14 protein-coding genes, 1 tRNA gene and 1 pseudogene are annotated in these 12693 nt (G+C 64.0%); 9 read left to right on the top strand and 7 right to left on the bottom strand.

Annotation, left to right across the window (positions count from 1 at the left end; genetic code table 11):
* The first annotated feature begins 76 nt into the window (after positions 1-76).
* The 6 genes from ACSHT2_RS21245 to ACSHT2_RS21220 all read left to right on the top strand — a co-directional run bounded on the left by ACSHT2_RS21245 (position 77) and on the right by ACSHT2_RS21220 (position 6860).
* Positions 77-841: a Crp/Fnr family transcriptional regulator gene (locus ACSHT2_RS21245; protein ID WP_440636316.1), complete on the top strand. Its 765-nt coding sequence runs from the start codon at positions 77-79 to the stop codon at positions 839-841.
* 95 nt (positions 842-936) lie between these two features.
* On the top strand, positions 937-1653 hold the full coding sequence (locus ACSHT2_RS21240) for a prolipoprotein diacylglyceryl transferase (RefSeq protein WP_440636314.1): 717 nt from the start codon (positions 937-939) through the stop codon (positions 1651-1653).
* Entirely contained in the window at positions 1634-3079 is a 1446-nt protein-coding gene (locus tag ACSHT2_RS21235) for a radical SAM protein (RefSeq protein WP_440636312.1), read from the top strand. Before ACSHT2_RS21240 ends, ACSHT2_RS21235 begins: the two co-directional genes overlap by 20 nt.
* Positions 3076-3348, top strand: a complete 273-nt coding sequence (locus tag ACSHT2_RS21230) for a hypothetical protein (protein ID WP_440636310.1) — start codon at positions 3076-3078, stop codon at positions 3346-3348. Before ACSHT2_RS21235 ends, ACSHT2_RS21230 begins: the two co-directional genes overlap by 4 nt.
* A 239-nt stretch (positions 3349-3587) precedes the next feature.
* Positions 3588-5414, top strand: coding sequence for a translational GTPase TypA (typA, locus tag ACSHT2_RS21225; protein ID WP_440636308.1), 1827 nt, complete (start codon positions 3588-3590; stop codon positions 5412-5414).
* 198 nt (positions 5415-5612) lie between these two features.
* Positions 5613-6860, top strand: coding sequence for a flavin monoamine oxidase family protein (locus ACSHT2_RS21220; RefSeq protein ID WP_440636306.1), 1248 nt, complete (start codon positions 5613-5615; stop codon positions 6858-6860).
* Between the two features lie 25 nt (positions 6861-6885).
* On the opposite strand, the gene ACSHT2_RS21215 is transcribed toward ACSHT2_RS21220, so the two are convergent.
* The 3 genes and pseudogenes from ACSHT2_RS21215 to ACSHT2_RS21205 form a co-directional block, all read right to left on the bottom strand.
* Complete coding sequence (locus ACSHT2_RS21215) at positions 6886-7293, bottom strand: thiol-disulfide oxidoreductase DCC family protein (protein WP_440636304.1); 408 nt, start codon at positions 7291-7293, stop codon at positions 6886-6888.
* 71 nt (positions 7294-7364) lie between these two features.
* A pseudogene (locus ACSHT2_RS21210) lies at positions 7365-7463 on the bottom strand (DUF2269 family protein); the annotation flags it as partial.
* Positions 7460-8359, bottom strand: coding sequence for an alpha/beta hydrolase family protein (locus tag ACSHT2_RS21205; RefSeq protein ID WP_440636302.1), 900 nt, complete (start codon positions 8357-8359; stop codon positions 7460-7462). The pseudogene ACSHT2_RS21210 and the gene ACSHT2_RS21205, both read right to left, overlap by 4 nt.
* Before the next feature lie 265 nt (positions 8360-8624).
* Between ACSHT2_RS21205 and ACSHT2_RS21200 the strand changes: the two genes are divergently transcribed.
* Positions 8625-9134: a GNAT family N-acetyltransferase gene (locus tag ACSHT2_RS21200; RefSeq protein ID WP_008136728.1), complete on the top strand. Its 510-nt coding sequence runs from the start codon at positions 8625-8627 to the stop codon at positions 9132-9134.
* A gap of 178 nt (positions 9135-9312) precedes the next feature.
* Complete coding sequence (ppa, locus tag ACSHT2_RS21195) at positions 9313-9852, top strand: inorganic diphosphatase (RefSeq protein ID WP_319339595.1); 540 nt, start codon at positions 9313-9315, stop codon at positions 9850-9852.
* 90 nt (positions 9853-9942) lie between these two features.
* On the opposite strand, the gene folD is transcribed toward ppa, so the two are convergent.
* From folD to ACSHT2_RS21180, 3 genes are read right to left on the bottom strand one after another with little or no spacing between them, the layout of a single operon-like run.
* Positions 9943-10827: a bifunctional methylenetetrahydrofolate dehydrogenase/methenyltetrahydrofolate cyclohydrolase FolD gene (gene folD / locus ACSHT2_RS21190; protein WP_440636299.1), complete on the bottom strand. Its 885-nt coding sequence runs from the start codon at positions 10825-10827 to the stop codon at positions 9943-9945.
* A 10-nt stretch (positions 10828-10837) separates the two neighbouring features.
* The gene (locus ACSHT2_RS21185; protein ID WP_440636297.1) at positions 10838-11182 is read right to left on the bottom strand and encodes a DUF167 domain-containing protein; all 345 of its coding nucleotides are present in this window, start codon (positions 11180-11182) and stop codon (positions 10838-10840) included.
* Between the two features lie 16 nt (positions 11183-11198).
* The gene (locus tag ACSHT2_RS21180) at positions 11199-11489 is read right to left on the bottom strand and encodes a YggT family protein (protein ID WP_319339602.1); all 291 of its coding nucleotides are present in this window, start codon (positions 11487-11489) and stop codon (positions 11199-11201) included.
* 203 nt (positions 11490-11692) lie between these two features.
* On the opposite strand from ACSHT2_RS21180, the gene ACSHT2_RS21175 reads away from it, so the two are divergent.
* Positions 11693-11768, top strand: a tRNA-Ala gene (locus ACSHT2_RS21175).
* A 100-nt stretch (positions 11769-11868) separates the two neighbouring features.
* Here the strand turns inward: ACSHT2_RS21175 and ACSHT2_RS21170 are convergent.
* Positions 11869-12681, bottom strand: coding sequence for an enoyl-CoA hydratase (locus tag ACSHT2_RS21170; RefSeq protein ID WP_440636295.1), 813 nt, complete (start codon positions 12679-12681; stop codon positions 11869-11871).
* Between the last annotated feature and the right edge of the window lie 12 nt (positions 12682-12693).

The following is a 12693-nucleotide window of genomic DNA, read 5'->3' as shown; positions in this document are numbered from 1 at the left end:
TGTTCAGTCTGTCCACTTGTGCACACAGGCGATGCACGGAACTCGCTAAGGTGGGAGGAAGGACGGGAGTTTCACGATGGATGCGCGTATCGGCAAGGTCACCGAGGTCGAGAGCCGGCCGGCCAACAATCTGCTGCGGCGTTTGAGCCAGGCCGACTACGTCCTCCTTGCACCGCACGTGACTGTCGAAGACTCCGCAGCGGGCCAATTGCTCTACAATCCCGGCGATGACGTGCAGGTCGTCCACTTCCCCTGCGGGCCGTCGCTCGCGACCTTCCTCGTCCCCAACGAGGACGGCCGCGACGTCGAAACCATTCTGGTCGGCCGCGAAGGCGCGGTGGGCGGCATCGTCAGCGAGGGATTCCTGCCGGCCTATACCCGGATCTGCGTGAAATTCGGCGGACCGTTTGCGCGCATTCACGTTGCCAAGCTGGAAGCGGCCAAACTGCGCTCGGCGTCACTGCGCAACATCTTTGCCCGCTATGCCGATTGCATGCTGGCCCAGATCTTCCAGTCGACGGCCTGCAACGCGATCCATTCGATCGAACAGCGTACCGCCAAATGGATTTTGGCGGCGATGGAGCGGACCGGCGACGAGACCAGCGTACCGCTGACCCACGAACAGCTCGCGACGCTGCTCGGGGTCGGGCGCAGCTATGCCAGCCGCGTGCTTCAGTCGTTCAAGGCGGAGCGGATTCTCGACACAAGGCGTGGTTCGATCCTGGTTCTCAGCCGCGATGGCCTGAAGCTGCGCGCCTGCCTGTGCAACGATGCCGTGAAAATGCATTTCGAGGAGGTGCTGCGCGGCGTCTATCCAACCGAGGAGCGGGAAACCGGATAGCGACCGGGTCTCTTTCCTTCTCCCCCCGCAAAGGAGAGAGCACGAAAATGCGCGGCGCGCTGTTTGGAGCGTGATCGTGCTATACTCTTCCCCGCATGAGCGGGGCTTTCCTTCACACTCTCTTCGACATCGCGGCGTGGCTGGCGGCCGCAGCGGCCGTCTACTGGCTAGCGCGACAAGGCCTGCAGTTTCCGGCGCAATCCTTCGAGCTGCCCTACATCGCGGCGCTGGTGTTCGGCGCCGGCCTTGGCGCCTATCTGTTCGGCTCTGCCAATCTATGGCTGTCTGACCAGAGCGGCATTGCGCGTTCGGTCGAGGGCGCGCTGGCCGGCGGTATCGTGGCGATCGAGCTCTACAAATGGTCCGCAGGGATCACGGTACGAACCGGAGCGCGGTTTGCGCTGCCGCTGGCGCTCGGCATCGCGATCGGCCGGCTCGGCTGCTATTTCGCGGGCCTCGACGATTTCACCTATGGCACGCCCACAATGCTGCCTTGGGGCCATGATTTCGGCGACGGTGTACTTCGCCATCCCGTCCAGCTCTACGAGAGCGCGGCCATGGCCGTATTCGCGCTTGTCTATGTGCTGGCGGTCTTGAACCGAAACGCCTTTGCGATCACCAATGGTTTCTACCTGGTTCTCGCCTATTATGGAGCGCAGCGCTTCCTATGGGAATTCCTCAAGCCCTACGGCACGCTGGTCGGTCCTTTCACGCTGTTTCACCTGCTGTCGCTGTCCATCCTGCTCTACGCCGCATTCATGCTGGCGACGGCGGCCAAAGCGAGATCCATGCATGAACGCGCCGTTGCGTAAGTCGCGTCCCTACATCTTCTGGGGCCAGACCCAATCCCTTTGCGAGACCTGCCTGAAGCTGGTGCCGACCAAGATCCAGATTTGTGGCAACGAGGTCTGGTACGAAAAGCGCTGCAGGGAGCACGGCGTTCAGTCGACGCTGGTGTCGACGGACGCTGCCTATTGGCGGCTGTGCAAGGATTTCATCAAGCCGGGCGACCGGCCGTTGCAATTCCAGCAACGCACGGAGTTCGGCTGCCCCTATGATTGCGGCCTCTGTCCCGACCACGAGCAGCATTCCTGCCTGGCGCTGATCGAGATCACCGAACACTGCAACCTCACCTGCCCGGTCTGCTTCGCCGAATCCTCGCCGGCACGAACGAGATTCACTCCGCTCGCGACTGTGGAGAAGATGCTCGACGCGCTGGTCGCGAGCGAAGGCGAACCGGATCTCGTGCAGATATCCGGCGGCGAGCCGACGTTGCATCCTGATTTCTTCGAGATCCTGGACGCGGTGCGCGCCCGCCCGATCCGCCACGTCATGATCAACACCAACGGCCTGCGCATCGCCCGCGAAAAGGACTTTGTGGCGCGGCTCGCCGAGAACAAGCGCGGGCTGGAGGTCTATCTCCAGTTCGATTCGCTCCAGCGCGATGCGCTGGTCAATCTGCGCGGCGCGGACCTGCGAAAGATCCGCCAGCAGGCGCTGGAGAATCTCGAGCATTATGGCATCTCGACCACGCTGGTCGCGACCATCAAGCGCGGCATCAACGACGCCGAGATCGGTGACATCGTGCGCCACGCGCTGACCTGGAAGTGCGTTCGCGGCGTCACGCTGCAGCCGGTGCAGGATGCCGGCCGCAACGAGAATTTCGACAAGACGACCGACCGCATCATGCTGTCGGAGATTCGCAGGCGCGTGGTCGAGACCGGCGTGTTCGGCGACAAGGACATGATCCCGCTGCCCTGCAACCCTGAAAGCATCTCGATCGGCTACGGCCTGCGCAACGGCGAGAAGGTATTGCCGCTGACCTCGCTGCTACAGCATGAGCAGCTCGTCGCGGTGATGCCCAACACCATCAGCCCGGAAAAATATCCGATGCTGCGCGAGAAATTCGTCGATCTGTTCTCACTGTCGTCGGGCCCGCTCAACACCTCCGAGCGCGTCGGCGAACTCTTGTGCTGCCTGCCGAGCTTCGAGGTGCCGCAGGGCCTCACTTACGAGAACGTCTTTCGCGTCACCATCGTGCAGTTCCTCGATCGGTTCAATTTCTGCGTCGGCAACGTCAAGCGCAGCTGCATCCATTTCGTGACGGAGCAGGGAGCGATCATTCCGTTCGACACCTACAATCTGTTCTACCGCAACGGCGCGATCGGCCGGATCCGCGCCGAGCTCGAAGGGCAGACGTATCGCGAGGCAAGGCAAAGCGAGGAGGCACCACAATGAGCGATACGCCACCGCCGGTTCTGCCGCCCGCACCAGTGCCCGGCCGGGCGCGCGGCGGCTGCCTCACCGCTCTCATGGTGATCGCAGGGGTGATCCTGCTGCTGCCGGGTCTCTGCGCCCTGCTGTTCGGCGGGGCCTCCGTGATCGACGCCGGCAAGATCGACTCCGACATCGCACCGCTGGTCTTCCTGGGATTGGTCGTCGGAATCGGAGGGAGCGTCCTGATCTGGGCGGCCATCAAGGGGCGAAAGCCCCCCAATCGGCCTTAAGCCCCGGAGATTCCCGGACAAAATTCAGTCAACCAACGGCCAAAGAACACATTGTTTTTTGGCCGTTTTTGCATATATTGCGCCGCAACGCGCAGGGCGCCCGGTCTGATATGGCCGGGCTTCCTTTTTGGGCGCAGAGCGCCCTGTTTCCAGTCTTCCAGCGTTGTTTCGAGAAGAGGTCCCGGTCTGACCGGCGAGATCGCGCTTAACCCATTGTTCGACCGCAAAGAAGCTCACTCATGAACCTTCGTAACGTTGCCATCATCGCCCACGTCGACCACGGCAAGACGACCCTGGTCGACCGTCTCCTCCAGCAGTCCGGCACGTTCCGCGAGAACCAGAAGGTGACCGACCGCGCCATGGACTCCAACGATCTGGAGCGCGAGCGCGGCATCACCATCCTGGCCAAGGCGGCCTCGGTGCAGTGGAAGGACACCCGGGTCAACATCGTCGATACCCCCGGCCACGCCGATTTCGGCGGCGAGGTCGAGCGCATCCTCAACATGGTGGACGGCGCCCTGGTGCTGGTCGACGCCGCCGAAGGCCCGCTGCCGCAGACCAAGTTCGTGGTCTCCAAGGCGCTGAAGGTCGGCCTGAAGCCGATCGTCGTCATCAACAAGGTCGACCGCCCCGACGCGCGCCCGACCGAAGTCATCAACGAGGTGTTCGACCTGTTCGCAGCCCTCGACGCCAGCGAGGAGCAGCTCGATTTCCCGATCCTCTACGGGTCGGCCAAGCAGGGCTGGATGGCCGAAAGCCCGGAGGGTCCGAAGGACAAGGGCATGGAGCCGCTGTTCGACCTGATCCTGCGCCACGTCGCGCCGCCAAAGGTCGAAGAGGGTCCGTTCCGGATGATCGGCACCATCCTCGAAGCCAACCCCTATCTCGGCCGCATCATCACCGGCCGCATCTCCTCCGGCACGCTGAAGCCGAACCAGCAGGTCAAGGTGCTGAACGCCGACGGCAAGCTGGTGGAGTCCGGACGCATCACCAAGATCCTGGCGTTCCGCGGCCTCGAGCGCACGCCGCTCGATGAAGCCGAAGCCGGCGACATCGTCGCCATCGCCGGCCTCACCAAGGGCACCGTCGCCGACACCTTCTGCGATCCGACCGTCGACGTGCCGCTGCCGGCGCAGCCGATCGATCCGCCGACCGTCTCGATGTCGTTCATCGTCAACAACTCCCCGCTCGCCGGCACCGAAGGCGACAAGGTGACGAGCCGCATGATCCGCGACCGTCTGTTGCGCGAAGCCGAGGGCAATGTCGCGCTGCGTGTGGTCGAGGCCACCGACAAGGACGCGATGGAAGTCTCGGGCCGCGGCGAATTGCAGCTCGCGATCCTGATCGAGACCATGCGCCGCGAGGGCTTCGAGCTCTCGGTGTCGCGCCCGCGCGTCGTGTTCCAGAAGGACGAGGCCACCGGCGCCACCATGGAGCCGATCGAGGAGGTCGTGATCGACGTCGACGAGGAGCATTCCGGCGTCGTCGTGCAGAAGATGAGCGAGCGCAAGGCCGAGCTGATCGAGATGAAGCCGTCCGGCGGCAACCGCCTGCGTCTGGTGTTCTACGCGCCGACCCGCGGCCTGATCGGCTACCAGGGCGAACTGCTCACCGACACCCGCGGCACCGCGATCATGAACCGCCTGTTCCACGGTTACGCCCCGTACAAGGGCGAGATCCAGGGCCGCCGCAACGGCGTCCTGATCTCGAACGACCAGGGCGAGGCGGTGGCTTACGCCATGTTCAAGCTGGAAGACCGCGGCCCGATGATGATCGAGCCGGGCTGGAAGGTTTACAAAGGCATGATCGTCGGCGAGCACACCCGCGACAACGATCTCGAGATCAACGTGCTCAAGGGCAAGCAGCTCACCAACATCCGCACGACCTCGAAGGACGAAGCGGTGCGCCTGACCCCGCCGATCCGCATGACGCTGGAAAAGGCGCTCGCCTATATCGAGGACGACGAGCTCGTCGAGGTCACCCCGAAGTCGATCCGCCTGCGCAAGAAGCACCTCGACCCGAACGAGCGCAAGCGCGCGGAAAAGGCCAAGGAAGCGGTGGCGTAAGGCCATCGTTCTCTCGTGCCCCGGACGCAGCGCAACACGATAGTGGTGCGTTGCTGAGCCGGGGCCCAGATACTCTCAGCACCCACGCATCACCTGGGTCCCGGCGCTGCGCCGCACCGCTGCGCGCTGCAGCGCGTCCGGGACAGCTGCATACTTGACTGGCTTCAGCACTCTTCGCGAACGTGCTAGAGCCCGCCCATGACCTCCCTCCCCTCCTCCGTCGACGTCGCGATCATCGGCGCCGGTGCTGCCGGCCTCGGCGCGGCGCATGCGCTGGCGGGCTCCGGCCTCTGCGTGGTCGTGCTGGAGGCGCGTGACCGGCTCGGCGGCCGGGCCTGGACCGTGCAGGCCTCGCCCGAGGTGACGTTCGACGTCGGCTGCGGCTGGCTTCACTCTGCGGACAAGAACTCCTTCGTGCCGATCGCGCGACAACTCGATTTCGATGTCAACAAGGACCTGCCGCCCTGGCGCGAGCGCGCCTATGGCACTGCCTTTCCGCAAAGCGAGCGCGACGATTTCATGCGCGCGATGGACGCGTTCTACGAGCGCCTGTGGGAAGCCGCGCAGAAGGGCAAGGACGAACCCGCAAGCAAGAGTTTGGAGGCCGGCAATCGCTGGAATCCGATGATCGATGCGATCTCGACCTACATCAACGGCTGCGAACTCAAGGACATGTCCACGCTGGACTGGGACGCCTATGAGGACACTGGTCTCAACTGGCGGGTCCGCCGTGGCTATGGCGCGCTGGTTGCAGCCTACGGCGCGCCCTGCCCGGTGGCGCTGAACTGCAACGCGACGCTGATCGACCATTCTGGCAAGCGTATCCGCATCGAGACGTCGCAGGGCACGCTGACCGCGGACAAGGTGATCGTCACCGTGCCGACCAATCTGATCGCTGAGGAAGCGGTCCGCTTCTCGCCGCAGCTCCCGGCCAAGGTCGATGCCGCAGCCGGCCTGCCGCTCGGCGTCAACGACAAGGTGACGCTGGCGCTCGACGACGCCGAGGCCTTTCCGAAGGAGGGCAATCTGCGCGGCGCCACCATGCGCACGGAAATGGGCACCTACCACATCCGCCCGTTCGGCCAGCCCTGCATCGAGGGCTTCTTCGGCGGCAGCTTTGCGCGCGAGCTGGAAGATGCCGGCGACGGCGCCATCGCAGCGCATAGCATCGACGAGATCACCGGCTTCCTCGGCAACGACATCCGCCGCAAGCTGAAGCCGCTGTACGAGTCGCGCTGGGCGCATGACCCGCTTGCACGAGGGTCTTACTCGCACGCACTGCCGGGGCATGCGGGAGATCGCGCCGTGCTGGCCGCCCCGGTGGATGGTCGGCTGTTCTTCGCGGGAGAAGCGACATCGCCAACCTTCTTCACGACGGCACATGGCGCAAGGGACAGCGGAGAGCGGGCGGCGAAGGAAGTGCTGGCGGCTCTGGTTAAGCCGTAACCGCACACGCCGTCGCAATGACGCGCTACTCGATCACCCGCGCCCGCAAATCGGCATCAGGCACGAAGCAGGCATCGTACTTGCCGAAGATGCGATAGCGGTTGCGCGCGATGAGGCTGTAGACGGAGTCTCGCAACGCCTTCGGCACCGCGAATAGTATGCGCACCCAGCTCCATCCCGGCAGCTGCGACAGCACGGTCAGCGCGGCGTCTGACTCCATGAACGCCTCGCCGCCGTGGACGACCGCGTTGGTGTCGGGATCATCGGGATCGATGCCGAACGTGCGCGCCAATCGCGCCCCATAATCCGACTGGATCGGCGTGAACCGGAATCGCTTCCCCGTGTCGCGCTTGGCGACGAAACGGACCCAGCGCGAGCAGAAGATGCAGACGCCGTCGAACAGGATCACGTCATCGTCGGGCCACTTGCTCATCAGCGGTTATCCAGCATGAGCATCGCGACGAGCATAAGCACGATTGCCGGTCCCGTCTTCACCAGCGCGCGATGCGCCATCAGCATGAAGAAGGCGATGCCGGTTCCTGTGCCGAGGATGACGATGGCGCCGAGCACATGGAGAAACTTGACCAGGAAATACAGCGTCATGGCTTCTTCGTCGCCACAGGCTTGTGCGGGTTCAGCGCGCGTTCGAGCTCGCTGCCTGCGGCTTTGACGCCGGCTTCGCTTTCGATCATCCAATGGCCCTCGCTGCCGACGGCCGGCAGCGAGCGAAAGTCGGCCTTGCCGCCACTGCCGCGAAACGCATTGGCGAGCTTCTGCGAAAATGCCGGCGCGAAATAGCTGTCATTGCTTGCAACAAGCCATGTGACGGGAATGCGCGCCGCCTTGCCGAACTCCGCTGCGGCGGCGAGAAGCGTATGCGGCGCACAGATCCGGTTCGGCTCATCGTTGGCATGGCCGCCGCGCCCCGGCGCAAACACTGTGATCGCGGAGATCACCTTCGGATCGGCATTGGCGAGCGCCAGCGCGCCCCATCCGCCGGCGGAATGGCCGATCACGATCGCGGCATCCTTGCGGACGAAATCCTGCTTTCGCAAATGGCCCAGCGCGAGCGAAATTGCGTCGGCCGTTGCGCGGCCCGAGCGTGCATAGTCGGCCTCGTCACAGCCGCCCTGGTCCTCGACATAACGGCCGCCGGTCGCACCATGGCCGAGCCGTTCCGGCACCAGCACGGCAAATCCACGCGCGACGAGATAGGCGGCGAGCGGGCGGTATTCCGACTGCGGCATTTGCGCACGACGCAACGCGTTCTGCGTCGAGGCGTGCGCGATTACCGCGAGCCGGAATGGACCTGGGCCCGGGGGACGAAACAGGAGGGCATGCGCGGCAAGGTCGCCATCCGACGACGGCACCCGCCACGCTTGTCGACGAAGCGGTCCGTCCTCCTTTCCGGATGGGCCAAAAGCGACCTGAGCGCACAGAGGCGGCGCAGTCAGCAAGGCCAGGAGAGGCAGGAACGCGATGGTGTTGAGGAGCCGCATGAATTGCCGAGGGGCGAACGCGAACAGCGACAGCAGATTAGTAGGAACGAATCATCATCGGCGGACTTTCCGCGTTGCCATTGCCGTTTCCCGTTCCCGCAGCTTAGTTTTGCACCGACGTATGGCCGGCGGGTACCGTTCAAAATGGCGGCTTGTCCTCTTTCGGTACAACATGGTCGAAATACTGATGCAGAAAGTCCACAGGTTAACCGATAATTAACGATAGCTCTTGCCGCCGGCGCGGCGACTTGGTTTGATCGTGTCCATGAGCACAACCCTGATCGAGGTCCGGCCGGCCAAAGCTGCAGATGCAACTGCGGTGGCGTCCACTCATGACGAAGCCTGGCGCTCGGCCTATCAGGGCATCATTCCCGGCGCCGAGCTGGAAAAGTTGATCAACCGTCGCGGTCCGCAATGGTGGGACAGCGCGATCCGCAAGGGCAGCCGCGTCAGCGTGCTCGTGTTCGGTGACAAGATCGCAGGCTACGCCAATTACGGCCGCAACCGTGCCCGCAGCCTGCATTTCGACGGCGAGATCTACGAGCTTTACCTGCGTCCGGAGTTCCAGGGGCTCGGCTTCGGCCGCCGCCTGTTCGCGGCTGCCCGCCGCGACCTCATGCAGAGCGGGCTGAAGAGCATGGTGGTGTGGGCGCTTTCGGACAACGACCCGGCGACCGAGTTCTACCGGGCTCTGGGCGGCCGCATGGTGGCGCGCTCGTCGGAGCGGTTCGGGCCGAAGTCGCTCGACAAGGTTGCCTTCGCTTGGACCAATTGAGCTGCTGAAACCTGATTCGGCAGCGCTTCCCAGTCCGTCGATACCGTTGCCTTCGAGCCGGTGATCGCCGGATTCATTATTTCACAAAAACGCGATGGATCAGCGGGCCAAGCCCGCGTATGACAGCGCCAAAATCGCTGCCGGGCGCGATTTCACCTCGGCAACAACGGAGCCTTGAATGCGTATCGATGCGGTCTCGATCGGGAAAAACGTACCACACGACGTCAATGTCATCATCGAGGTCCCCGTGGGCGGCGAGCCGATCAAGTACGAGATGGACAAGGAGGCCGGCACGCTGGTGGTCGACCGCTTCCTCTACACGCCGATGCGTTACCCCGGTAACTACGGCTTCATCCCGCACACGCTGTCGGATGACGGCGATCCCTGCGACGTGCTGATCATCAACACCCGCGCCATCATCCCCGGCGCCGTCATGAGCGTGCGCCCGGTCGGCGTGCTGTTCATGGAAGACGAAGCCGGCGGCGACGAGAAGATCCTGGCGGTGCCGTCGTCCAAGCTGACGCAGCGCTATGACAAGGTGAAGAGCTATTCCGACTTGCCGGACATCACGCTGCAGCAGATCCAGCACTTCTTCGAGCACTACAAGGATCTTGAGAAGGGCAAATGGGTGAAGATCCTGCGCTGGGGCGGTCCGGAAGAGGCCCACAAGCTGATCCTCGAAGGCATCGACCGCGAGAAGAAAAAGAAGAAGGCGTAGTCGTCGTTCCGGGGCGCCTCGGCGAGGCGAACCCGGAACCTCGCGATTCCGGGTTCGATGCCGCGCATCGCCCCGGAATGACGATCGGCTCTACACCGCCGGCTTCGGCAGGCCTGCGATCGCGCAGGCCGCGCGCAGCGTGTTCACCAGCAGGCACGCCACCGTCATCTGACCGACGCCGCCCGGCACCGGCGTGATCGCGCCGGCCACGGCGAGCGCTTCCTGATAGGCGACGTCGCCGACGAGACGGGTCTTGCCGTCTTCCTTCGGGATGCGGTTGATGCCGACGTCGATCACGGTCGCGCCCGGCTTCAGCCAGTCGCCGCGCACCATCTCGGGCCGACCGACCGCGGCATAGACGAGGTCGGCGCGCCTTACGAGACCCGGCAGATCGCGCGAGCGCGAATGCGCGATCGTGACCGTGGCGTTCTCGTTCAACAGCAGCTGCACCAGCGGGCGGCCGACCAGATTGGAGCGGCCGATGACGATGGCGTTCATGCCCTCGAGCGAAGCGTGCACGCTCTTCGTCAGGATGATGCAGCCGAGCGGCGTGCAGGGCGACAGCGCCTCGAAACCGCCGGCGAGCCGGCCGGCATTGTTCGGATGCAGGCCATCGACGTCCTTGGCGGGGTCGATGGCGTTGATGACGGCTTCGGTGTTCAGCCCCTTCGGCAGCGGCAATTGCACGAGAATGCCGTGCACGGCGGGATCACGGTTGAGCTTTGCGACGAGCGCCAGCAGATCTCCCTGCGAGACGTCGGCCGGCAGCTTGTGCTCGAACGAGGCCATGCCGGCCGCCTGCGTCTGGGTATGCTTGGAGCGGACATAGACCTCACTGGCGGGGTCGTTGCCGACCAGGACCACAGCAAGGCCGGGGATCAGATTGTGCTCGCGCCTGACACGGGCGACTTCCTCAGCGACCCGGGCGCGCAATTCCGCGGCAATGACTTTTCCATCGATGATCTTGGCCGTCATGTCAGTTCCCTCAGTCTTTCGATTTGGCCGACACAAGCTGGCGCAGGGCTTCTCCGAGCCGCACCGGATCGCCGTCGACCGCAATCTGCTTCAGCCGCGAGGTGGCGCCGGACAGCAGTTTTACACTGGCCTTGGGCATGCCAAGCGATTTCGCCAGGAGCACCAGGACGGCCTTGTTGGCCTCGCCGCCATCGGCAATGGCGCGCACCCGCACCTTGAGCACCGTGCGCCCATCCGAGAGCTGCTCGATCCCGTCGATGTCGTCGCGGCCGCCGCGCGGCGTTACCCTCAGAGCGATGCTGATTCCTGTGGCCGAGTAACGCCAGGGTTCTTTGCGAGCTTCCTTGGCAACCAAAGGCGCTCCAGCCCTCTCAGACTACGTTCGGGTAGATGTAGTACAGGATCACCCGCTCGATGAACATGATGATCAGGATCAGGATGATCGGCGAGATGTCGAGGCCGCCGAGACTGGGCAGGAGATTGCGAATCGGCGCCAGGACCGGCTCGGTGATCCGGTACAGGAACTCCGCCACCGCCGACACGAACTGGTTGCGGGTGTTCACCACGTTGAAGGCGATCAGCCAGGACAGGATCGCGGAGGCGATCAGCAGCCAGACGTAGAGGTCGAGCACGATGATGACGATGTCGAGAACGGCACGCATGGCTTTGAAGACTCTGGCTTTGAAAACTCTGGCTGCGGTCGGGATTGACGCCTTTTGCTAGATATCGGTTCCCCCCGGCCCAAACAAGTGAAGTTCGGGCACCGGAATGGCTAAAACCGGGTTACGCCCGTCCTTGACTTGACCTTGCCGGGGACTTAAATGGCGCCCGGTTGTCGGCCGCGTTTACCAGAGCGGTCAGCAAAGGGGCCATAGCTCAGCTGGGAGAGCGCGTCGTTCGCAATGACGAGGTCGGCGGTTCGATCCCGCCTGGCTCCACCAGACTTCGCAGGCTGCGCTGCTTCGGCTCGGCAAGCCGCTTCGTAGCGAAGGCTGCCGCGCCATAGCTCGAAGGACGACGGCGGGCTCCTCCGAATCTCCCCTACCTCCCCGAAAACCTCGGCGGCCGCTTCTCCATGAAGCTCGCTACGCCTTCCCTGAAATCACTCCCGTTCAACGCCACCATCATCTCCCGGTTGGCGTCGATCGTCGCCTCGGCAAGCGTCTGGAACGGCACCTCATAGAGCTGACGCTTGATCACGGCCATCGCGCTCGGCGAGACGAAATCGGCGAGGTCGCGCGCGTAGGCATACGTCTCCTCGCGCAGCTTCTCCGGCGAGCAGAGCCGGTTGACCAGCCCGATCCGCAACGCTTCCTCGCTCGATACGCGCCGCGCCGAGAGCAGCAGATCCAGCGCATTGGCGTGGCCGACGATCCGCGGCAGCATCCAGCTGATGCCATGCTCGGCGATCAGACCGCGCCGCGCGAAGGCGGTCGTGAACACGGTATTGTCGGCAGCAAAGCGCAGGTCGCAATAGAGTGCGTGCACGAGCCCGATGCCGGCCGTGGCGCCGTTGAGCATGGCGATCACAGGCTTCTTGATCGAAGGGTAATAGCCGTAGCGCGTCTGCCAATCCGGCCGGCGATTCATGTCGAACGGCGGCAGATTCGAGGCACGCCTGACGTCATCGGGGTCGAGCCCCTTCAGCGCATCCATGTCGGCTCCGGCGCAGAAGGCGCGGCCGGCGCCGGTGAGCACGATGACGCGGACATTGTCATCGGCACCTGACGCTTCCATCGCGTGACGCACGTCGCGTTCCATGATTGGCGTCCACGCATTCATGCGGTCGGGGCGGTTCAGCGTGATGGTCGCGATCTTGTCGCTCACCTCATAAAGAATGTGTTCATAGGCCATGACGCTCTCCCT

It is taken from the genome of Bradyrhizobium sp. PUT101 (assembly GCF_052043945.1).
GTDB lineage: Bacteria > Pseudomonadota > Alphaproteobacteria > Rhizobiales > Xanthobacteraceae > Bradyrhizobium.
Note: the sequence above shows the minus strand (reverse complement) of the source record. Positions and strands in the feature narration are given on the sequence as shown.

Bases quoted from the DNA above. Each gene is read 5' to 3' on its own strand.
- ACSHT2_RS21245 (WP_440636316.1), top strand. From the start codon at position 77: ATGGATGCGCGTATCGGCAAGGTCACCGAGGTCGAGAGCCGGCCGGCC.
- ACSHT2_RS21240 (WP_440636314.1), top strand. From the start codon at position 937: ATGAGCGGGGCTTTCCTTCACACTCTCTTCGACATCGCGGCGTGGCTG.
- ACSHT2_RS21235 (WP_440636312.1), top strand. From the start codon at position 1,634: ATGAACGCGCCGTTGCGTAAGTCGCGTCCCTACATCTTCTGGGGCCAG.
- ACSHT2_RS21230 (WP_440636310.1), top strand. From the start codon at position 3,076: ATGAGCGATACGCCACCGCCGGTTCTGCCGCCCGCACCAGTGCCCGGC.
- typA (WP_440636308.1), top strand. From the start codon at position 3,588: ATGAACCTTCGTAACGTTGCCATCATCGCCCACGTCGACCACGGCAAG.
- ACSHT2_RS21220 (WP_440636306.1), top strand. From the start codon at position 5,613: ATGACCTCCCTCCCCTCCTCCGTCGACGTCGCGATCATCGGCGCCGGT.
- ACSHT2_RS21215 (WP_440636304.1), bottom strand. From the start codon at position 7,293: ATGAGCAAGTGGCCCGACGATGACGTGATCCTGTTCGACGGCGTCTGC.
- ACSHT2_RS21205 (WP_440636302.1), bottom strand. From the start codon at position 8,359: ATGCGGCTCCTCAACACCATCGCGTTCCTGCCTCTCCTGGCCTTGCTG.
- ACSHT2_RS21200 (WP_008136728.1), top strand. From the start codon at position 8,625: ATGAGCACAACCCTGATCGAGGTCCGGCCGGCCAAAGCTGCAGATGCA.
- ppa (WP_319339595.1), top strand. From the start codon at position 9,313: ATGCGTATCGATGCGGTCTCGATCGGGAAAAACGTACCACACGACGTC.
- folD (WP_440636299.1), bottom strand. From the start codon at position 10,827: ATGACGGCCAAGATCATCGATGGAAAAGTCATTGCCGCGGAATTGCGC.
- ACSHT2_RS21180 (WP_319339602.1), bottom strand. From the start codon at position 11,489: ATGCGTGCCGTTCTCGACATCGTCATCATCGTGCTCGACCTCTACGTC.
- ACSHT2_RS21170 (WP_440636295.1), bottom strand. From the start codon at position 12,681: ATGGCCTATGAACACATTCTTTATGAGGTGAGCGACAAGATCGCGACC.